Annotated in this window: 16 protein-coding genes and 1 pseudogene; 5 read left to right on the top strand and 12 right to left on the bottom strand. The window is 73.7% G+C overall.

Annotation, left to right across the window (positions count from 1 at the left end):
• Positions 1 to 28: 28 nt before the first annotated feature.
• Positions 29 to 331: an MFS transporter gene (locus QSK36_RS39030; RefSeq protein ID WP_285785872.1), complete on the bottom strand. Its 303-nt coding sequence runs from the start codon at positions 329 to 331 to the stop codon at positions 29 to 31.
• 44 nt (positions 332 to 375) lie between these two features.
• On the opposite strand from QSK36_RS39030, the gene QSK36_RS39025 reads away from it, so the two are divergent.
• The gene (locus tag QSK36_RS39025; RefSeq protein WP_285785871.1) at positions 376 to 966 is read left to right on the top strand and encodes a TetR/AcrR family transcriptional regulator; all 591 of its coding nucleotides are present in this window, start codon (positions 376 to 378) and stop codon (positions 964 to 966) included.
• A gap of 55 nt (positions 967 to 1,021) precedes the next feature.
• Here QSK36_RS39025 and QSK36_RS39020 read toward each other — a convergent pair whose 3' ends face one another.
• The 5 genes and pseudogenes from QSK36_RS39020 to QSK36_RS39000 form a co-directional block, all read right to left on the bottom strand.
• Complete coding sequence (locus QSK36_RS39020; RefSeq protein WP_285785870.1) at positions 1,022 to 2,008, bottom strand: LLM class flavin-dependent oxidoreductase; 987 nt, start codon at positions 2,006 to 2,008, stop codon at positions 1,022 to 1,024.
• 146 nt (positions 2,009 to 2,154) lie between these two features.
• Complete coding sequence (locus QSK36_RS39015; RefSeq protein ID WP_502883435.1) at positions 2,155 to 2,658, bottom strand: GNAT family N-acetyltransferase; 504 nt, start codon at positions 2,656 to 2,658, stop codon at positions 2,155 to 2,157.
• 181 nt (positions 2,659 to 2,839) lie between these two features.
• A complete protein-coding gene (locus QSK36_RS39010) occupies positions 2,840 to 3,184 on the bottom strand; it encodes an LLM class oxidoreductase (protein ID WP_285785868.1) in 345 nt (114 codons plus the stop codon).
• 68 nt (positions 3,185 to 3,252) lie between these two features.
• A pseudogene (locus QSK36_RS39005) lies at positions 3,253 to 3,522 on the bottom strand (LLM class flavin-dependent oxidoreductase); the annotation flags it as partial.
• Between the two features lie 7 nt (positions 3,523 to 3,529).
• Positions 3,530 to 4,519, bottom strand: a complete 990-nt coding sequence (locus QSK36_RS39000) for a glutathione S-transferase C-terminal domain-containing protein (protein WP_285785867.1) — start codon at positions 4,517 to 4,519, stop codon at positions 3,530 to 3,532.
• Positions 4,520 to 4,910: 391 nt separating this feature from the next.
• Here QSK36_RS39000 and QSK36_RS38995 point away from each other — a divergent pair, with 391 nt between their 5' ends.
• Together QSK36_RS38995 and rfbB are read left to right on the top strand one after the other, a co-directional pair.
• Entirely contained in the window at positions 4,911 to 5,975 is a 1,065-nt protein-coding gene (locus QSK36_RS38995; RefSeq protein ID WP_183541663.1) for a glucose-1-phosphate thymidylyltransferase, read from the top strand.
• Positions 5,972 to 6,967, top strand: coding sequence for a dTDP-glucose 4,6-dehydratase (gene rfbB / locus QSK36_RS38990; RefSeq protein WP_285785866.1), 996 nt, complete (start codon positions 5,972 to 5,974; stop codon positions 6,965 to 6,967). The genes QSK36_RS38995 and rfbB overlap by 4 nt, the downstream gene beginning before the upstream one ends.
• A 72-nt stretch (positions 6,968 to 7,039) precedes the next feature.
• Here rfbB and QSK36_RS38985 read toward each other — a convergent pair whose 3' ends face one another.
• Entirely contained in the window at positions 7,040 to 8,002 is a 963-nt protein-coding gene (locus QSK36_RS38985; protein ID WP_285785865.1) for a Gfo/Idh/MocA family protein, read from the bottom strand.
• A 210-nt stretch (positions 8,003 to 8,212) separates the two neighbouring features.
• Between QSK36_RS38985 and QSK36_RS38980 the strand changes: the two genes are divergently transcribed.
• Positions 8,213 to 9,658 (top strand): NDP-hexose 2,3-dehydratase family protein, encoded by a 1,446-nt coding sequence (locus tag QSK36_RS38980; protein WP_285785864.1) that lies wholly within the window; start codon positions 8,213 to 8,215, stop codon positions 9,656 to 9,658.
• A gap of 9 nt (positions 9,659 to 9,667) precedes the next feature.
• Here the strand turns inward: QSK36_RS38980 and QSK36_RS38975 are convergent, their stop codons facing one another.
• Complete coding sequence (locus QSK36_RS38975) at positions 9,668 to 11,506, bottom strand: multicopper oxidase family protein (protein ID WP_285785863.1); 1,839 nt, start codon at positions 11,504 to 11,506, stop codon at positions 9,668 to 9,670.
• A gap of 263 nt (positions 11,507 to 11,769) precedes the next feature.
• On the opposite strand from QSK36_RS38975, the gene QSK36_RS38970 reads away from it, so the two are divergent.
• On the top strand, positions 11,770 to 14,505 hold the full coding sequence (locus tag QSK36_RS38970) for an ATP-binding protein (RefSeq protein WP_221264258.1): 2,736 nt from the start codon (positions 11,770 to 11,772) through the stop codon (positions 14,503 to 14,505).
• On the opposite strand, the gene mhpA is transcribed toward QSK36_RS38970, so the two are convergent.
• The 4 genes from mhpA to QSK36_RS38950 all read right to left on the bottom strand — a co-directional run.
• Complete coding sequence (gene mhpA / locus QSK36_RS38965; protein WP_285785862.1) at positions 14,489 to 16,123, bottom strand: bifunctional 3-(3-hydroxy-phenyl)propionate/3-hydroxycinnamic acid hydroxylase MhpA; 1,635 nt, start codon at positions 16,121 to 16,123, stop codon at positions 14,489 to 14,491. The genes QSK36_RS38970 and mhpA overlap by 17 nt on opposite strands.
• Complete coding sequence (locus QSK36_RS38960; protein WP_285785861.1) at positions 16,120 to 16,914, bottom strand: arylamine N-acetyltransferase family protein; 795 nt, start codon at positions 16,912 to 16,914, stop codon at positions 16,120 to 16,122. The genes mhpA and QSK36_RS38960 overlap by 4 nt, the downstream gene beginning before the upstream one ends.
• 3 nt (positions 16,915 to 16,917) lie before the next feature.
• The gene (locus QSK36_RS38955) at positions 16,918 to 20,031 is read right to left on the bottom strand and encodes a type I polyketide synthase (RefSeq protein ID WP_285785860.1); all 3,114 of its coding nucleotides are present in this window, start codon (positions 20,029 to 20,031) and stop codon (positions 16,918 to 16,920) included.
• On the bottom strand, positions 20,028 to 20,759 hold a 732-nt coding region (locus tag QSK36_RS38950), incomplete at its 5' end, for a beta-ketoacyl reductase (protein ID WP_285785859.1). The genes QSK36_RS38955 and QSK36_RS38950, both read right to left, overlap by 4 nt.

Below are 20,759 nucleotides of genomic sequence, written 5' to 3'. Positions count from 1 at the left end.
CGGAGGCGCCGAGCCCCGTCACCGTGGATTAGAGACCGAAGGCCCGCTGCTGCCGCTCGCCCCGGAAGACGATCGCGAGCAGCGCCAGGCCGGTGGGGCCGGCGATGGCGGCGCCCGCACCCTGCAGGACCCGGCCCACGAGCAGCACCGCCGCGTTCGGCGCGAGGCCGGCGACCAGCGACGCCACCACGATCAGCCCGAGCCCGGCGAGGAACACCCTCCGGTGCCCGAGGGCGTCGCCGAGGCGGCCGGCGAACAGCAGGAGCCCGCCGAAGGCGAGGAGGAACCCGTTGGACACATCATCCTGAGGTTGCCTCAGGTTGATGGTCAAGATTCAAGATGAGGTAACCTCAGGATGTCAAGCGGGAGGTACCGATGGACGGCAAGCCCTACATCGCCCAGCGCCCGAAGCGCGCGGACGGCCGGCGCAACTACGACGCCATCCTCGCCGCCGCGCGTAAGGCGTTCGAGACCTCGGGAGCCGACGCCTCGCTGGAGGACATCGCGAGCCAGGCGGGCGTCGCCATCGGCACCCTGTATCGGCACTTCCCCACGCGTGCCTCACTCGTGGAGGCCGCCACCCGCGACGGCCTGGAGAACCTCGTCGCCCGGGCCGAACGGCTGGCCGCCGGGCCGGATCCCCTCGACGCGCTGACCGAGTGGATGCGCGAGGCCGTCGTGCACTTCAGCACCTTCCGCGGCCTGGTCGGCATCCTCGCCCGGAGCATGTACGACGAGGGCACCCCCTCCCACGCCATGTGCGCCGCGATGCACCGCAGCGGCGCCGACCTGCTGCGCGCCGCCCAGGCGGCCGGCAGGGTGCGGCCCGACCTCACACCCGAGGAGCTGTTCGACCTCCTCAGCGGCGCGGCCTGGGTGCGCGAGCAGGCCGCCTCCGGCAGAGACGGCAGCCCGCGCTTCCTGCAACTGGTGCTGGAGGGCATCACCACCCGCGAGGAGGGCTGATCCTCGCCGGCCGCCCGGCCCACGCCGCGCCGGACGGGTGACGGCCCGGCCGGGACTACAGAGACGAGACGATCTTTGCGATCAGTTCGTAGGAACGGATCCTGGCCTGGTGGTCGGGCACCTGCGTGAGGACGAACAGTTCGTCGGCGCGGGTCCGGCGCAGGAGCTCGCCGAGGCGGGGGGCGATGCGCTCGGGACTGCCGACGAACTGCGGGCCGATCTTCTCGCGCAGGAACCGCTCCTCGGCCGCGGTGAACCGGTGGGCCGCCGTCTCCTCCTCCGTCGGCAGGACGGTGGCCGGGTCGGTCGTACGCATGAGGATCTGGCCGTACACGAAGGAGGCGGCGAGCCGGTGCGCACGCTCGTCGCTGTCGTTCGCGACGGCGATCACGGCCACGCAGGCGTGCGGTTCGGCCAGGGCAGGGGACGGCCGGAACGCCTGCCGGTACGCCTCCAGCGCCTCCGGCGCCCCGCCGCCCACGATCGCGTGCGCGTACACGTACGGCAGGCCGAGGCGGCCGGCGTCGGCGGCGCTTGAGACGCTCGACCCGACCAGCCACATCTCGGGCGGGACGCCCGGCTCGGGGATCGCGCGCACGCCGCCGCTGCCGCCGGAGAAGTACTCGCCCAGCTCGCGCAGCGCGTCGCCGAAGCCGAGCCGGCGGGGGTCGCCGAGGCGGGCGGCGGCCTCCCCCGAACCGCCGGAGGCGCGGCCGAGCCCGAGGTCGACCCGGCCCGGGTAGAGGCCGGCCAGCACGCCGAACTGCTCGGCCACCGCGTACGGCGAGTGGTTGGGCAGCAGCACCGCGCCGGAGCCGACGCGGATGGCGGAGGTCGCCGCGAGGATGGACCCGGCGAGCACGGCCGGGCTCGAGGTCGCCAGCGCGGGCGTGTTGTGATGTTCGGCCACCCAGTAGCGCCGGTATCCCAGCGCCTCGACGGCCTGGGCCAGGTGGACGGAACGGCGCAGCGCGTCGCCTGCGGTGTCGCCGCGCCAGACAGGGGCGGTGTCGTGCACGGAGACGGCGATTCCCTCGGCCAACGTCCTCTCCTTACAGGGGGATCGACAGAGGCGCATCCAGAGGCTGCCTCAGGTTAATAGAGTCAACCTGAGGCATCCTCAGCCTGTCAACGCCCCCGGGTCCGCCGGGCCGCGACGAGGACGAGGGCGGCGCTCCCCCGATGGCCTCACGGTGGTCCTCCCGCCGTCCCCGCGTGGAACGGCTCGGCCTCCCGCAGCGGGTCCCGCCCGGGAGCCCCGGGACGGACGCCGGAGAGGTCCTTGACGAAGGGAAGGGGACCGCGGACGGGACGGTCGTCCACGTCGAACAGCGGCGTGTATCCGGAGGCCAGGTAGAGCGCGGCCGCCTCCGGCTGCCGGGGCCCGGTCGTGAGGTAGACGCGGCGGTAGCCGCGTGCCGCCGCCTCCCGCTCCAGCACGCGCACCACGGCCCGGCCGAGCCCCCGCCGCCGGTGGGAGGGGTGCGCCCAGATCCGCTTCAGCTCGGCCGTGACCGCGTCGTACCTGCGGAACGCGCCGCCCGCGACGGTCTCGCCGGCTGGCGAGACCGTCGTTGGGGCCGTACCGCGCCGTGTACTCCGCGCTGAGGCCGGCCAGCAGCGGGGCCGCTTCGGGGTCGCCGACCCCGACGTGCCGCACCTCGTAGTCCAACACCTCGTGGTCCCCAACACCTCGTAGTCCAGCGCCGCGTGATCCGGGACCGCGTAATCCGGCGCCGCGTAGCCCGGCTCTGGCGGTTCGTGGCCCGGCACGCCCCGGGCGACGCGGCCGCGCTCCCCCGCCGTCGCGCTCACCCGGCCCGCCCGGACGGATCGGAGGTGTCGATCAGTGGCACGCGGAGACCGGAGACGGTCACGACTTCGCCCCCGGCGCGCGTCTTCCGTGCCACGCCTCCGCGAGCAGCTCGTAGGAGCGGACGCGGTCGGCGTGTCCGTGCGTGATGGTGGTGACCAGCAGTTCGTCGGCGCCCGTGACCCGCTGGAGCACGCGCAGCCGCTCGGCGACCGTCTCCGGGGAGCCCGCGAACTGGGTGTCCACGCGGTCGGCCACCAGTTCGCGGTCGGCCTCGCTCCAGACGTGCGCGTCCGCCTCCTCGGGCGTCGGATGGGGGATCGCCCCCTGGCCCGTGCGGATGGCGCGCACCCAGAGGCCGTAGGGTTTGGCCAGCTCCCTGGCCGTCGCGTCGTCCTCGGCCACGACCGCGTCCGGCGTACGCGGTAGTGGTCGACCAGCTCGGCGTACGGCTCGATGGGGTTGGTGACGTTCGCCGAGAACAGCGGGTCGCCATAGCGGGCGGCCAGATCGACCGAGTCCTTGCTGGTGGCGCTGCCGTGCCAGACCCGGATCGGCCGCTGCAACGGGCGCGGCCAGGTCTCCGCGTCCGTGAGGGACGGCCGGAACCGGCCCTCCCAGGTGACCCTGTCCTCCCGCCAGAGCCTGCGGAACAGTCCGTACGCCTCCCGGTTGCGGTCCCACTGGTCCTCGGAGGTGACGTGGAAGAGCCGCGCCTGGGCCGACCCGTTCCCCTTGCCGATGATCGGCTCAGGCGGTCAGCGAGTCCCGGCCGTGCGGCTCGTCCCAGTCGGCGCGGTGGGGCTCGACCTCGATGCGGGTGACGGCTTCGTCGAGGAAGGGCGGGCCGAGGTGCGAGAACGCGTCGAGGTCGGTGCTGCGGCGGAAGGCCGGGCGCTGGTAGAGGTCGCGGGCGTACCCCCACAGGTTCGGGAAGTCCGTCAGCCGGCGCTCGCTGATCTTGGCGAACGGGTTGTAGGTCAGGTCGAACCGGGCCAGCGTCACCCACAGCCGGATGTCCGACTCGGTGATCGTGTCGCCGTGCAGGAACCGGCGGGTGGACAGCCGGTCGTCCAGCAGCTCCAGCGCGGAGATCACCCGGCCGCGCAGTTCCTCGTAGGACTCGTTCGAGGCCGCGCCGGCGACGCGGTAGGTGCCGTCGTTGACGTTCTCGTAGATGTAGTCGTTGAGCTCGTCGATCTGCGGCCGCAGCTCGGCGGGGTAGAGCCGGACCTCGGGGTCCCCCCACTCCTCGAACTGGGTGCCGAGGTCGATCGTGATGTCGGGGAAGTTGTTGCTCACGATCCGGCGGGTCTCCCGGTCCCAGAGCACGGGAACGGACACGTGGCCCTCGAAGCCGGGCTCGGTCGCCTCGTAGGCCTCCCGCAGGAACCGGAAGCCGTTAACGGGATCGGCGCCGCGCCTCTCCCGGAACGCCCAGCCCCGCCCGTCCCGTTCGTCGTCGACGTAGGAGAGCGACACGACGTCCTCGAGGCCCTTGAGGAGGCGGACGATCGCGGAGCGGTGCGCCCAGGGGCACCGGTGCGAGACGTAGAGGTGGTAGCGGCCCGGTTCGGCCCGGTAGCCGCTCGACCCGTCGGCGGTGACGCGCCCCTGGAACGGGTAGCGAGGCCGGTTCCAGCCACCGTTGCTGACCTTGAGCGCCGTCGCGCCGTAGACGCCGTACTTGTCCAGGTCCACCGGGTCGGCGTAGACCGGGGCGTGGGTCGGCGTGGTCATGTGGATCGCCTCTCTTTCCGTACGCACGGACACGTGCGGTATGTCGCGCCGTAGGGTGGGGGTCCGGCGCCGGGCGGGACGCCGGCGGCGCCCGACGCCGCCAGAATGCACACGCCCCGGTGCCTTGTACAGCCCGCCCGCCGCAGGCGCCCGGGCCGGGGAGAGCCCGGGCCGCGGATCCGCTGCGACCCCGCCCGGGCTCGATTCGCCTATTCAGCGGGCGGTTCCAGCCGGTCCGCGACGGGATCCAGGTCCATGCCGCGCGCGGTGCCGGTGACACGGGTCACAGGTGAAACGCGACGCTATGTAAGGGCCGCGCTTCCACCGGCTAGGGGTTCGCGAGGAGTGGACAGGGGGTCCCGCCGCGCGGCCTCACCCAAAGATGGGCACCATGAAAGCCCTGGTCCTCTCGGGTGGGTCTGGAACTCGGCTGCGCCCCATCACGCACACGTCCGCCAAACAGCTCGTGCCGGTCGGGAACAAGCCGATCCTGTTCTACGGCCTGGAGGCCATCGCCGACGCGGGGATAACCGAGGTCGGCATCGTCGTCGGAGACACCGCCGCGGAGGTTCAGCACGCCGTCGGCGACGGCTCGAAGTTCGGCCTCCGGGTCACCTACATCCGGCAGGAGGCCCCGCTCGGCCTGGCACACGGCGTCCTCATCGCACGGGACTTCCTGGAGGACGACGACTTCCTGCTCTTCCTCGGCGACAACTTCATCGTCGGCGGGGTCGCCGGCATCGTGGCCGGATTCCGGTCGGACCCGTGCGACGCCCGGCTGCTGCTCACCAAAGTGCCGGACCCGACCCGCTTCGGGGTCGCCGAGCTCGGCCCCGACGGGCGCATCGTCCGCCTGGAGGAGAAGCCGCGGCGGCCCAAGAGCGACCTGGCCCTGGTGGGCGCCTACCTCTTCGGTCCCGCGATCCACCGGGCGGTCCGGGCGATCTCCCCGTCCGCCCGCGGCGAACTGGAGATCACCGACGCCATCCAGTGGCTGCTGGACGAGGGGCTGGACGTCCGTTCCACGACCATCACCGGGTATTGGAAGGACACCGGCGACGTCGACGACATGCTGGAGGCCAACCGCACCGTGCTGGAGGACCTCGAACACGGGGTCCACGGCGAGGTCGACGCCGACACCGAGATCCTCGGCCGGGTACGCATCGCGCCCGGCGCGATCGTGAAGGGCTCGCGCATCGTCGGTCCCGCGATCATCGGTCCGGACGCCAGGATCGTCGGCTCCTACGTCGGCCCGTTCACCTCCATCGCGGAGGGCGTGCACGTCGAGGACAGCGAGATCGAGTACTCCATCGTGCTCGCCGACTCCTCCATCCGGGGCGTGCGGCGGATCGAGGCCTCTCTCATCGGCCGTACCGTGGAGGTCACCCCCGCCCCGCGCACGCGCGCGGCCCACCGTTTCGTCCTCGGCGACTACAGCAAGGTGCGGATCTCGTGACGCGGAACCGCACGGCCCCGCGCCCGGCCGGGACGACGAGGATCCTGGTGACGGGCGGCGCCGGCTTCATCGGCTCGCACTACGTGCGCACCCTGCTCGGCCCGGACGGGCCCGGCGACGTGGCGGTCACCGTGCTGGACGCGCTGACCTACGCGGGCAACCCGGCCAATCTGGCCGCCCTCGAACAGCACCCGGCCTTCCGGTTCGTGCACGGCGACATCTGCGACGCGGCGCTCGTCGACGGTCTGGTCGCCGAGCACGACGAGGTGGTGCACTTCGCCGCCGAGTCCCATGTGGACCGGTCGATCGCGTCCGCGGCGCAGTTCGTGCGCAGCAACGTGGTCGGCACGCAGACGCTGCTGGACGCCGCGCTCCGCTCCGGGCTGCGGACGTTCGTGCACATCTCCACCGACGAGGTGTACGGGTCGATCGACGAGGGCTACCCGCCGGAGACCGCGCCGCTGCGTCCCAGCTCTCCCTACGCGGCCTCGAAGTCCGCCGCGGACCTGCTCGTGCTGGCCTACCACCGAACCCACGGACTCGACGTACGGCTGACGCGCTGCGCCAACAACTACGGCCCGTACCACCACGTGGAGAAGCTCATCCCGCTGTTCGTCACCAGGTTGCTGCAGGGGCGGCGCGTGCCGCTGTACGGCGACGGGCTGAACGTGCGCAACTGGCTGCACGTGGACGATCACGTCCGGGCCGTCGAACTGGTGCGGACCAAGGGCGCGCCCGGCGAGATCTACAACGTCGGCGGCGGGACGAGCCTGACCAACAAGGAGCTCACGGAACGGCTGCTGGCGGCGACCGGGACGGGCTGGGACCGGGTCGAGTACGTCCCGGACCGCAAGGGCCACGACCGCCGCTACGCACTCGACGACGGCAAGATCCGCGACGAGCTGGGCTACGAGCCGCGGGTCGGCTTCGCCTCCGGGCTCGCCGCGACCGTCGAGTGGTACCGCGAGAACCGCTGGTGGTGGGAGGGCTGATCTCCCCGCGCCGGGCCGGGGCACCCCCCGCCCCGGCCCGGCGCCTCGGCTCTCGAGACCCCCGCAGACCCTTCAGGAGCCCAGCGCCAGGCTCCGCACCTGGTCCACCAGCCGGGCCTGGGCCAGCAGGGGCTCGCCCTCCAGGCCGGACGGCACGCCGTCGCGTACGCGTGCGACGAACGCCGCCACGACGGCGGCGAACTGGTCCTCGGCGGGCAGCGTGAACTCCTCGACGTGGTTCTGGCGCTCGACCCGGATGACCGGCTGGTGCGTGGGCGGCGGCGTGTAGGCCCACGTCACCTCGATCCGCCCGGCGCTCCCCCACAACGCGTACCGCGACCGGTAGGCGCGCTCCATGCCCCAGCTCAGGTGGGCCGTCTCGCCGCCCGGCCCCGCCAGCAGCGCCGCCCCGCCCACGTCCACGCCCCGCCGTCCGTCGAACCGCAGGTGGGCGCCGTGCACCCGCAGGCCGGCGCCGAGGTGGAGGAGGGCGGTGCGCAGCGGGTAGACGCCGACGTCGGTCAGCGCCCCGCCGCCGACGTCGGGCCGGTAGCGGACGTCGTCGTCGGCCACCGGAGGGAAGCCGAACTCGGCGGTCAGCGCCAGCGGATCGCCGATCGCGCCGCCCGCGACCAGGTCGCGGACCCGGGAATGCTGGGAGTGGCGCAGGAACATGAAGTTCTCCAGCAGCGCGAGCCCCCGCGACTCGGCCAGCCCGACCAGCGCCTCTGTCTCCTTGGCCGACCCGGTCAGCGGCTTCTCGCAGAGCACGTGGAGGCCCGACTCGAGCGCCCGCTCCACCCAGCCGGCGTGCAGCATCGCGGGCAGCGGCACGTACACCGCGTCGAGGTCCCGGCGTTCCAGCAACGCCTCGTATCCGGTCACCGGCTCGCCGCCGAACCGGTCGGCGAAGCGCCGCGCCTTGGCGGGGTCGCGGCTGGCCAGCGCGACCAGCCGCACGCCGGGATCGGCGGCCAGCGCCGGAAGCATGCGCCGCCAGGCGATTCCCGCACAGCCGATTATGCCGATTCTCAACGGTCCCGCGTCCATGCCTGCAGCCTCCGTCGGCGAGAGGTCGAACCCGCGACGACACTAGGCACACGCAGGGACGCCGCTCCCCCTGACTTATCCGCGGATTTCCCCGGACAGGCCCCCTAAACGCCCCCCTGATATCAACGGCGACCCCGTGGAATATCGCATCGCCCGCATATTGGAGTCATCACTGAGGAATTGCGAGGAGGGCAGATGTCGGGAATTCTTGCGGCATTGACCAAAGATCACCGGCTGGCCGTGCGGATCGCCGACTCGGCGCAGGCGTTCGAGGGGGTCACCACCCTGGCGCGTTTCCACGACTGGTTCGCCGAGCGCCGCCGCCTCGACGTGGCGCGGGTGGAGCGTGTCGCGCTCGACGAACTGGACCGCTGGGCGACCGATCCCGCCACGGGGGACATCGGGCATGACACCGGCCGGTTCTTCACCGTGACGGGCGTGTCCGCGGAGGTGGCCGGCGCGGCGGTCCCCGCGTGGACCCAGCCGATCGTGCTGCAGCCGGAGATCGGCATCCTCGGCATCCTGGCCAAGGAGTTCGGCGGAGTGCTGCACTTCCTGGTGCAGGCCAAGAACGAGCCCGGCAACCCGGGCCGCGTCGAGATCTCCCCCACCGTGCAGGCGACGCGGAGCAACTACACGCGGGTGCACCAGGGAAACGAGATCCCCTATCTCGACTACTTCCGCAATGTCCGCAACCGCCGGGTGATCGCCGACGTGCTCCAGTCGGAGCAGGGCTCGTGGTTCTTCCAGAAGCGCAACCGCAACATCATCGTCGAGACGACCGAGGAGGTGGAACTCCGCGAGGGGTTCGTCTGGCTCACCCTCGGCCAGATCCACCGGCTGCTCGCGGGCGACACCGTGGTCAACGCGGAGGCGCGGACGGTGCTGTCGTGCCTGCCGTTCTCCGGGGTCGGGCTGGCGGCGTCCTATCCCTCACAGGGGCAGGAGTTCCGGCGGTCCCTGCTGCGGTCGTGCAGCGAGGAGTTCGGCGGGCTGCACGGCATCGGCGACATCCTCAGCTGGATCACCGACACCCGGAGCAGGCACGAGGTGCGGGCGCGCCGCGTCCCGCTGCGCGACGTGCGGCTGTGGCGCCGCACCCCCGAGGAGATCGCGCACGAGTCCGGGCTGTTCTTCCGGGTCATGGGGGTCCGCGTGGAGACCGGGCACCGGGAGGTCGCCAGGTGGAGCCAGCCGCTGATCGAGCCGGTCGGGATCGGCGTCAACGCGTTCCTGGTCAAGCAGGTGGACGGCGTGCTGCACGCGCTGGTCCACGCCCGCGTGCAGCCGGGTTATCTCGACATCGTCGAGCTCGCCCCCACCGTCCAGTGCACGCCGGGCAACTACACGTGGCTGCCCGCAGCCGCACGGCCGCCGTTCCTGGACGACGTGCTGGCCGCGCCGCCCGGGAGCGTACGGTTCGCGAGCCTGCTGTCGGAGGAGGGCGGCCGGTTCTACCAGGCCCGCAACCGTTACATGATCATCGAGACCGACGCCGACCACGCCGCCGATCCCGGGCCGGACTACCGGTGGCTGACCCTGCACCAGCTCGTGGGCCTGCTGCGGCACAGCCACTACGTCAACATCGAGGCCCGGAGCCTGGTCACCTGCCTGCACAGTCTGGCGAGCCAGGCCTCCTGAGCCGCTCGGCTAGTGGTGGTGGTGCCCGCCGTGCTCCATCAGCGCCAGCACCTGCTTGGGCGCCACGACGAACGGCCGCATCATGCCCTCGTCCTCGTGCTCCAGGATGTGGCAGTGATACACGTACCGTCCGCTTCCCCCGGAGAACTGGCCCGCGACCGACACGAGGTCGTGCTCGTCAATGCGGATGGTGTCCTTCCAGCCCTGCTCGTCCGGTCCCAGCCCCTTGGTCCTGTCGAAGGTGGCGACGTAGGTGACCACGTCGCCAGCCGTGTCGTTGCGGACGGTGACGGTGTAGGTGTCGCGTCCCAGCGCCTGGAACGACAGCAGGTGGATGTGGCTCGGGTGGTTGGGGCCGACCAGATGGATGAAGTTCCAGACCTCCCATCCGTCGAGTTCGACGAAGAACGTCGGGCCCTCCTCGAAGCTGCTCGCCACCCGACGGAACGTGGCGGTCGTCCCGTTCTTCACGATCTGCACGATGCGGTCGCCGGGGACGGGCGTGTAGTCGTCGGCGGTCTGCGCCAGCTCCCACAACTCGGGGTGGCCGGACGCGGTGCCGTCGTCGGTGGCGACCGCGACGTACCGGATGACGTGGTCGGCCGGGATCTTGGTAGCGTCGAGCCGCACGAACGACGGCGACGGCTTGGCGGGGAGGCTGAAGGAGTCGGTCACGCTCGTGCCGCCGACGCGGAACTGCATGATCTCGGGGCCGAGCGGCGCGGTCGGTCCCCCGCCCGCGTCGATCAGCCGGAGCCGCCCGCCGCGGAACGCGCTGAAGTCGACCAGCAGGTCGGCGCGCTCGGCGGGGGCCAGGGTCAGCCGGTCGTGCCGCACCGGCGCGCCGAGCAGCCCCTGTTCCGTGCCGATCTGGACGAGCGCGCCCGGCACCGGTGAGGTGGTGCCGTCGGCGTTCTCCTGCTGCAGTTCCAGGGTGTAGGTGCGCGCGTTGGCGGCGTTGAGCACGCGGAACCGATACCAGCGCGGCGTGACCGTGAGATAGGGCCAGATGACCCCGTTCACGAGGTTGTAGGGACCGGCGAACGGCAGGTTGACCTGCTGGTCGCCGTGCGGCCCGGCGTTGACGTAACCGACCTTGTGCAGCAGCCGCCCGTTGGGCTTGCCGGCGTCGTCGGTGTCGAGGTTGCGGTCGCAGAGGACGAGCGGGATCTCCAGCGGGCCGGACGGCAGGCTGAGGGCGTCCTCCTCCGCGTCGCGCACGAGGTACATGCCCACCAGCCCGGTCATCACGTTGTACGCGGTGATGTCCATCGCGTGGTCGTGGTACCACAGCGTCGCCGCGCGCTGGTCGTTGGGATACTCGGCCAGCTGGCCCGCGCCGAAGGGGATCCCGTTCTCCGGCCAGCCGTCGTTGTCGCCGCCCGTCACGCCGCCGTGCAGGTGGGTCACCACCCAGGCGGGCAGCGTGGAGACCTCGGCGAGCGGCTGGGCGCCGCCGCGGCCGGGGCTCAGGATCGAGTCGAGCCCGGTGAAGGGGACCGTGACGGCGGTCAGCGGGAACGCGCCCTCGATCCGGTTGAGCCAGGTCACCCTGAGGCGCTGACCACGCCGGACGTCGATGACCGGCCCGGGGAAGGACCCCTCGTACGTCCAGACGGGCGTGAGGGGCAGTTGCGAGTGCAGCCGCACCTTGGCGGCGCGCTGCCGGATGGTCAGCGTGGAGTCCGGCTGCAGCACGGGCGGTATGGGCAGCGGGTCGGCGAACTTGGTGAGGTCGGTGAACCCGCTCGCCGTTCTCCGGGCGAGAACAGGGTAGGTGACCGCCGGGACGGCGGCCAGGCCGAGCCCGGCGGCGGACCCGGCGATGAACTGACGGCGGCTCGGCATGGGACGACTCCTTCGCAGGCGGCCGGACGGCGTAGCCGATCGTGGGCGGGTCGTGATCTTCCGCACAATCGGGGCGTCCCAACTAAGGGGGATTCGAGAGCAGACATCCGGGTTTACAGCGATATTGACGCGGGAATCAGAATCCGTTCAGGGCGGACTCGCGTTACACGCGGGTGTCTCCTGGGTTTCACCGCGCCCGGCGCAGGTCCGCGATGGACGCGCGATTGCCGTGTAGTGGGCGGTCACGTCCCACTATGGGTTCCGTGATCGAACTGGTGGAACGACACGAACAGATCCGTCAACTGGACAGCCTGCTCGCGGACTGCCTGTCCCACCGCGGCAGGGTCGCGCTCCTCGAAGGGCCCATCGGCACCGGCCGGACCGCCCTCCTGAGCGGCCTCGCCGAGCGCGCCCAGCTCTCCGGGGTCCGCTGCCTGCACGCCTCCTGCTCCCCCGCCGAACGCGCGCTGCCCTACGGCGTCGTCGGGCAGCTCCTCCAGGACATGCCCCGGCCGGACGGGCCGGACGACCGCGTCGGGAGGCTCCTGGCCGATCTGACGCCGGCCGGGGACGGCCCGCACACCGACCCGGGGCAGGGGCGGAGCGTGCTGATCCATCACGAACTGTCGCTGGCCCTGCTGGAGCTCGCCGAGCGCGAGCCGCTGCTGATCACCGTGGACGACCTCCGCCACGCGGACGTGCCCTCCCTGCACTTCCTGCTGCACCTGGTCCGGAGGGTGGGGGCGGCGCGGGTGCTGGTCGTGCTGGCCGACGAGGCGTCGCCGCGCCCGCCCCACCTGAGGTTCCTGGCCGAGCTCTCGCGCCGGCCGGAGCTGTGCCGGCTGCGGCTGGGGCCGCTGTCGCCCGCCGGGACCGCCCGCGTGGCCGCCGGCCGGCTCGGCTCCCCGCCGCCGGACCTCCACGAGATCAGCGGCGGCAACCCGCTCCTGCTGGGCGCGCTGGTGGAGGACGTCCGCGTCGCCGGCTCACCCCGCCCGGAGGGCTACGGGCTGGCCCTGCTGAGCTGCCTGCACCGCGGCGAGTCCGCGACGCTCGCGGCGGCCCGGGCCCTGGCGATCCTGGGCGACACGGCCGACCCGGGCGAGCTGCGGCGGCTCGCCTCGCTCACGCCGGAGGCGGCGCAGACCGCCCTCGACGCGCTGAACGCCGCGCGGATCCTCGACCAGGGCCGGTTCCGGCATCCCGTGGCGCGCACCGCGGTCCTCGACGACCTGACCCCCGCGGAGCGCTCCGAGCTGCACAGCCGCGCCGCCCGTCTGCTGCACGACCAGGGCGCCCCCGCTCCGCGCGTGGCGGGGCACCTCCTCGAGGCCGACAACGCCCAGGACCCATGGGCCCCTGCGGTGCTCTCCGAGGCGGCCGAGCACGCGCTACTCGACGACCGGGCGGAGCAGGCCGCCCGCTGCCTGCGCCTGGCCCACCGCCACCTGTCCGCCGAGGGGGAGCGCGCGGCGATCCGGGTGCGGCTGGCCGGCGCCGAGTGGCAGACCAGCCCCTCGACCGCCGCCCGGCACCTGGCGCCGCTGGTGACCTCCGCGGTGGCCGGCCGGCTCGGCCAGGCCGATGGGCTGGCCCTCGTCGGCCAGCTCCTGTGGTTCGGGCGCGGCGAGGAGGCGCTGCGGGTCCTCAACCGGCTGCGCGCCGAGGCGCGTCCCGAGGCCGGCGGCCCGCGCGACGTCGAGGTGTGGCTGGCGTACGCGCACCCGCCGCTGGCCCGGGGCCGCCGCACCCCCGTTCTGGCCGTCGAACGGCGCATCGCCGTTCCCGCTCCCGGCGACGACCCTCAGCTGCACGCCGCGGCGATCCTGGCCGACGGGCTGACCCGGGGCCGCAGCCACGAGGTGGTCGGCCGCGCCGAGCAGGTGTTGCGCGATCTTCCGCTGCACCCGCGCAATCCCTGGACGGTCGAGGCCGCGCTGCTGGCCGTCCACACGGTGCTGCGGGCGGGCCGGCTCGACGTGGCGGCGGCCTGGCGCGACCGGCGGTCCGCCGAGGAGGACGGCGACGGGCACGCCGACACGCGGACGGCGTTCTTCGCGGCGGCGCAGGCCGAGATCGCGTTGCGGATGGGCGACCTGGCGGGCGCGATGCGCGAGGCCGGGTCGGCGCTGACCCGGCTCTCCCCCAAGTCGTGGGGCGTGGCCGTCGGATATCCCCTCGGCACGCTGGTCCTCGCCGCCACCCGGGCGGGCGATCACGACGAGGCCGCCAGGCACCTGGCCCTCGCCGTCCCCGAGGCGATGTTCCACAGCCGCCACGGCCTGCACTACCTGTACGCGAGGGGCCACCACTACCTGGCCACCGGGCACGCGCACGCCGCTCTCGCCGACTTCCTGGCCTGCGGCGAGCTGATCCGCGGCTGGGGGCTGGACACCTCCGGGCCCGTGTCGTGGCGCACCGACGCGGCCGAGGCCTGGCTGCGCCTGGGCAACCGCGACCAGGCCCGCCGTCTCATCCGCGACCAGCTCTCCCGGCCCGACGGGCGCGGCCCCGCGTTGCGGCTGCTGGCCGCCGCCAGCCCCGCCAGCCGGCGGATCCCCCTGCTGACCGAGGCGGTCGACCTGGCCGAGGCGTCCGGCGACCGGTACGAGCAGGCGCGCGTGCTGGCAGACCTGAGCCGGGTGCACGCGACCGGCAACCGGCGCCGTGCCCGTCATCTGCTGCGCCAGGCGCTGCACGTGGCCAACATGTGCGGGATGCGGCCGCTCGCCCAGGAGCTGCTGTCGGTGCAGGCCGACCTCGGCGACGCGGAGTCGATGGCCGACGGCCTGGACGCGATCGCGTCCCTGACGGACTCCGAACACCGCGTCGCGTCGCTGGCCGTTCTCGGGTACACCAACCGGGAGATCGCCGCCAAGCTGTACATCACGCTCAGCACGGTCGAGCAGCACCTCACGCGCGTCTACCGCAAGCTGGGCGTCCGTCGGCGCAAGGACCTGCCCGCCGACCTGTGGGCCGGGCTCATGAAGGCCGGCTGACCGCGGCCTCGGCGCCGGCGCCCGTGGCCTCCGTGGCGTACGGGCCCGCGCCGAGACCGTCGAGCAGCGCGCGGACCAGGGCGGCCGTCCCCTCGCGGCCCCCGGCCGCGCCGAAGACGTAGAAGTCCGGGCGCACGAGCGCCGCGACCGCGCCGGTGCGGGCCAGGTAGGGCAGGTAGACCCCGTCGAGGTCCGCCGCCGCGTCCAGCCGCACGACGCGCGTGCCGAGTCGCTCCAGCGCGGCGGCGTGGACGGGGTCGAGCAGCTCTTCAGGGGGCCGAGTGGTGAGCAGGACGAAGCCGAGCCCGACGACCTGGTCGAACAGTCCCTCGCGGCCGCCGAGGCGCACCCGGCCCTGGGGGGCGAGCTCACCGGCGGGGGCCCGCGGGCGGCCGTCGGCGTCCCGGTCGAGCAGGCCTTCGGTCAGCGGGTGCACCGCCGACGGCGCAGGCGCGGCCAGGCCGCGTTCCCTTACGCCGATCATGACGGCGTCGCGGTCGCGGGCGGCGGCCGGGTCGGTCTGGCAGATGACCCGGCCGAGGTTCATGGACATGGTGATCGCGTGCCGGACGTGCGCGCGCCGCTCGGCGGTGTAGGTGTCCAGCAGGTGCTCGGCGGCCCGCCCCGGCAGGACGCCCGAGAGGACCAGGTCCAGCTTCCACGCCAGGTTGGCCGCGTCCCGGAAGCCCGAGCACATGCCCTGCCCGGCGAACGGCGGCATGAGGTGGGCGGCGTCGCCCGCGATCAGCACCCGCCCCGTGCGCCAGGTGTCGGCGTACCGCGCCTGGAAGGTGTAGACGGCGTGCCGTTCCAGGGTCGCGCCGCTCTCGTCGATGCCGAACAGCTTGAGCAGCCGCCAGGCGTTCTCGGCCGTGCCGAACTCCTCGAGGGATTCGCCGGGCAGGCGCATGAACTCCCAGCGCCGGTGCCCGGGGCCGGCCGACACGGCGGTGCGCGGCCGGGCCGGGTCGCAGACCTGGAGGTTGTTCGGGACGAACGCGCGCGGCGTGTGCAGCCGCACGTCCGCGGTGAGCCAGTCGTTGAAGAATTGCAGGTCGGTGGCGGTTCCGCCGACGGCCTCGCGGACGAAGCTGTTGGCGCCGTCGCAGCCGACGACGTACCGGGCGGTCAGCACGCCGCCCTCGGGGCCGTCGACCGCCACCTCCACCCGGTCGCCGAGATCGCGGAGGTCGGTGACGCGGTGGCCGCGCAGCACTCGGAGGGTGGGCTGGGCGTCGCCGCGTTCCTCCAGGGCCGCCTCGATCCCGGGCTGGTACATGGAGATCGAGTCGGGCCATCCGGACCAGCCGGGGTCGGCCACCTCCACCTCGAACAGCGTCGTGCCCTCGCCGTTCACCCAGACGTAGTCGCGTGAGGGCTCGCCGACCTCGCCCAGCGCGTCGGCGATGCCCGCGGCGGCGAGGATCCGGGCGGACTCCCCGTCGAACGAGACGGCGCGCGGCATGGGCAGCGGCCGCGGCCGGCGTTCGACGACCGTGACCCGGTGGCCCCGCGCGGCCAGCAGCGTGGCCGTCACCTGGCCCACGGGCCCGTACCCGACGACGATGACGTCGGCGGTCACGTCGGCGGTGACGGCGTCGGAGGCGGGCCCGCTCACCGCGCGCTCTCCGCCGTGGCGGCCGGCCGCAGGATCTCCGCGACGACGCGTTCGTGCTCGGCCGGATCGGTGAGCACCCGGACGGTCTCGTGCCCGTCGTCCACGGTGAGCAGGCGCTTGCCGATGAGGACCCGCTGCCCGGTGGCGGTGGCCCGGCCCCGGACCAGGATCGCCGCGCCCGCGAGCCTGCGGGCGAACCCCTCCAGCTCCTCCGAAGGGATCAGCCATTCGGCCAGGTCGCGGGGCCGGTCGAGGAAGCGGTAGACCGCCTGCCAGGTTCCGGCCCGCCCGCTGCGCTCGACCACGTGGTAGCCGTCCCGGGGGACGACGCGGAACCGGCTGCCGTGCTGCGTCTGGACCTCCTCGGTCACGCGCAGCGGCTCCAGGTAGGACGGGCCGACGTAGCCGACGTCGACCAGGAAGAGCTCGCCGTCGAGGCGGGCGTAGTTGAAGACGTGCTCGAGGTCGGGGCCGAAGGAGTCGTCCATCTGGCGGATCCCCGCCGCGAACACGCCCGTCTCGAAGCCCAGCTCCCGCAGCAACGCGCGGAACAGGCCGTTGAGCTCGTAGCAGACCCCGCCCCGCCCTCCGGAGACGATCTCGTCGAACACGGAGTCGCGGTCGATGTCCACGCCCGCCCACAGCGCGGTGCCACGCCCGGCGTTGAGCGCGCTGTCGTAGGGGAAGGCGGCCAGGTGCCGGTGGTGCAGGACGCGCAGGGTCTCGAGGGTGGGTTCGGCGGGCCCGTGGGAGTCGAGGGCTTTCAGGTAGGTGTCGACCTTGAACGGCATGGGTCAGTCGTCTCCGAGCTCGGTCAGCAGGTAGTCGGCCAGTTCGGCGGGGGTCGCCCGGTCGAAGATCAGCATCGGCGAGAGCTCCAGGCCGGTCGCGGCGGCGAGCCGGTTGCGCAGCTCGACGGCGGTGAGCGACACGAAACCGGCCTCGAAGAACACGTCGCCGGGCGCGAGCGTCTCGGCGGGCGAACGCCCCAGCACCGCCGACGCCTCCGCCCTGACGAACTCCAGCAGTATGGCCCGGCGTTCGTCCTGCGGCAGCCCCGCGAGGGCGGCGAGCGGCGACGTAGGCTCCTCCTCCGCCGGCCCGTCCGGCACGCCGTCCACGGAGGCGCCGCCCACCGGCCGCGCGGCGGGCGCGGACGATTTCAGCCAGTAGTGGCGGTGCTGGAAGGCGTAGGTGGGGAGCTCGACGCGCGGGCCCCCTGGCAACCCGTGCTGCCCGGGCTGCCCGGGCAGCAGCGCCGTCCAGTCGATGCCGGCGCCGCGCACGCGCAGGGCCGCGGCCGACAGGAGGAACGTGCGCAGCGCCCCCTCGCCCCGGCGCAGCGAGCCGGTCACGGCGACCGGAGCCGTTCCCGCGGCGTCGCGGATCTCGGCCGCCAGCACGGGATGCGCGCTCGCCTCCACGAAGGTTCGATATCCGGCGTCTAGCAGCGCCCGGGTGGCGACGTCGAAACGGACGGCGCCGCGCAGGTTGCGGTACCAGTACGCGGCGTCCAGCCGTGTGGTGTCCAGCCAGTCGCCCTCGGCCGTGGAGAAGAAGGGGACGGCGGACGGCTTGGGAGTGAGACCATCCAGGACCTCGAGGAGCTCCTCGCGGATGCTCTCGACGTGGGAGCTGTGCGAGGCGTAGTCGACGGGGATGCGGCGCACCCGGACGCCCTCGCTCTCGTAGGAGTCGACCAGCTCGTCCAGCGCGCCGGGGTCTCCGGCGACGACGACCGAGGCGCTCCCGTTCACGGCCGCCGTCTCGATCCGGCCGTGCCACCGCTCCAGGCGGGCGGCGACCCGGTCGGCGGGCAGCGCCACCGACGCCATCCCGCCGCGTCCCGCCAGGCCGCGGGCGATGACCCGGCTCCGCGTCGCCACCACACGCGCGGCGTCCTCCAGCGACAGCGCCCCGGCGACGCAGGCGGCGGCGATCTCGCCCTGCGAGTGCCCGACGACCGCGTCCGGCACCACGCCGAGCGACTCCCAGAGCCGGGCCAGCGCGACGTTCACCGCGAACGAGGCGGGCTGGACGACGTCCACCCGGTCGAGCGGGCCCTCCAGGGCCTCGGCGAGCGACCAGTCGACGTATGGGCCCAGGGCCGCCTCCACCTCGGCCAGCGCGCCGGCGAACACCGCCGACTCCTCCCGCAGCCGCACGCCCATCCCCTGCCACTGCGCCCCCTGGCCGGGGAACACCAGGACCGTACGGCCCTCGACGTCGGCGACGCCGGTCACCAGGTTGGGGGCGGCCTCGCCCGCCGCCAGCGCGCGCAGCCCGGCCAGCGCCTCGCTCCGGCCGGCCGCCACGACGACCGCGCGATGGGCGAGGGCGGCGCGGGCGGTCGCCAGGGACGCGGCGACGGCGGCGGGGTCCAGGCCGGGGCGTTCGGCGGTGAACGCGGCGAGCCGCTCGGCCTGCGCCCGCAGCGCGCCCGCCGTCGCTCCCGAGATCTCCCAGGGCAGCTCCGCCGGCGGCGGGGGCACGGGTGCCGCCTGCGGTTCGGCTCCGTCGTCCGCCGCGGGCGCCTCCTCGATGATCACGTGGGCATTGGTGCCGCTGACCCCGAACGAGGACACCCCGGCGCGGCGAGGACGCCCCTCGCCGGGCCAGTCCCGCGGGCCGGTCAGCAGCCGGACCGCGCCGGACTCCCAGTCGACCTTGGAGGACGGCACGTCCGCGTGCAGCGTGGGGGGCAGCACGCCGTGCCGGAGCGCCTCGACGACCTTGATGATCCCGGCCACCCCGGCGGCGGCCTGCGTGTGGCCGATGTTGGACTTCAGCGAGCCCAGCCACAGCGGGCGGCCGCCGGGCCGGTCCCGTCCGTACGTCGCGAGAAGCGCCTGGGCCTCGATCGGGTCGCCCAGCGGGGTGCCGGTCCCGTGTCCCTCGACGGCGTCGACGTCCGCCGGCGTCAGCCCCGCGGCGTCCAGCGCCGCGCGGATGACCCGCTGCTGGGACGGCCCGTTCGGCGCGGTGAGACCGTTGGACGCGCCGTCCTGGTTGACCGCGCTGCCGCGCACCAGGGCCAGCACGGGATGCCCGTTGCGACGGGCGTCCGAGAGGCGCTCGAGGAGGACGACGGCGGCGCCCTCGGCCCAGCCCGTGCCGTCCGCCGTGTCGGCGAACGCCTTGCAGCGCCCGTCGGGGGCGAGCCCGCGCTGCCGGGAGAACTCGACGAACGGCGTGGGCAGCGCCATCACGGCGACGCCCCCGGCGAGCGCGAGGTCGCATTCGCCGTCGCGCAGGGCCCGGGCCGCCAGGTGCACGGCCACGAGGGAGGACGAGCAGGCGGTGTCGATGGTGACGGCCGGTCCCTCCAGCCCGAAGGTGTAGGAGACCCGGCCGGACACCACGCTGCCCGAGGTCCCGGTGCCGAGGAAGCCCTCGAGGTCGCCGGGCACCTCGCCGAGCCCGGACGCGTAGTCGTGGTACATGACGCCGGTGAAGACGCCGACGGGCGCGCCGCGCAGCGCGGTGGGCGCGAGACCCGCCCGTTCGAGGACCTCCCAGGACAGCTCCAGCATCAGCCGCTGCTGCGGGTCCATGGCGAGCGCCTCACGTGGCGAGATCCCGAACAGGCCGGCGTCGAACCCGCCGGCGTCGTGCAGGAACCCGCCCTGCGTGACGTAGGAGGTCCCCTTCCGGTCGGGGTCGGAGGAGAACAGCTCGTCGAGGTTCCAACCCCGGTCCTCGGGGAAGGGCGACAGGCCCTCCCGGCCCTCCGACACCAGCTGCCAGAGGTCCTCGGGGGAGCCGACCCCGCCGGGCAGGCGGCACGCCGCCGCGACGATGGCGACGGGGTCGGCGGTGGTCCGCCTTAGCCGCTCGTTCTCCTGGCGCAGCCGTTCGTTGTCGACCAGCGCGGCGCGCAGCGCCTCGACGATCCTGGCGTCGTTCATCGCTTACCTCCCAGGGCCCGTTCGATCAGGTCGTCCACGTCCATGGCCGCGATCGCCGCGGCGACGTCGTCGGCCTCCTTCTCCGGGGGCTGCGGCGCGAGTTCCTCCAGCAGTCGTCGCGCCAGTTCGGCGGGTGTCGGGTGGTCGAAGACGAGGGTCGCCGGCAGCCGTACCCCGGCGGCCCTGGCGAGCCGGTTGCGCAGTTCGACCGCCGCGAGGGAGTCGAACCCCAGCTCCTTGAAGGCCCGTCCCGCGCCGATCGCGTCCGGGGTGGCGTGGCCCAGGACGGAGGCGGCGTTGCGCCGCACCAGGTCCAGCACCGTGTCCGTCCGCTTGGCCTCGGGCAGCCGGGCCAGCCGGTCGGCCAACGACTCGCCGCGCGGCTCGGCGGCGGTCGCCGCGGCCGTACGCGGCGGGCGCACCAGCCCGCGCAGCAGGGACGGCAGCTCGCCCTCGGCGGCCAGCGCGCGCAGCGCCGTGAAGTCGAGCTTCGCCGGCACGACGAGCGCGTCCTCGGCGGCGAACGACGCGTCGAACAGGGCCAGGCCCTCCGCCGTCGAGAGGCCGAGGAGCCCTCCGCGGGCGAGCCTGCCCACACCGGCCTCGCCGAGGTGGCCGGTCATGCCGCTGGCCTGTTCCCACAGGCCCCAGGCCAGGGAGACCGCGGGCAGTCCCTGCGCGCGCCGCAACCGGGCCAGCCCGTCGAGGAAGGCGTTGGCCGCCGCGTA

It is taken from the genome of Microbispora sp. NBRC 16548 (assembly GCF_030268985.1).
GTDB lineage: Bacteria > Actinomycetota > Actinomycetes > Streptosporangiales > Streptosporangiaceae > Microbispora > Microbispora catharanthi.
This window is presented reverse-complemented; position numbering and strand designations above follow the sequence as displayed.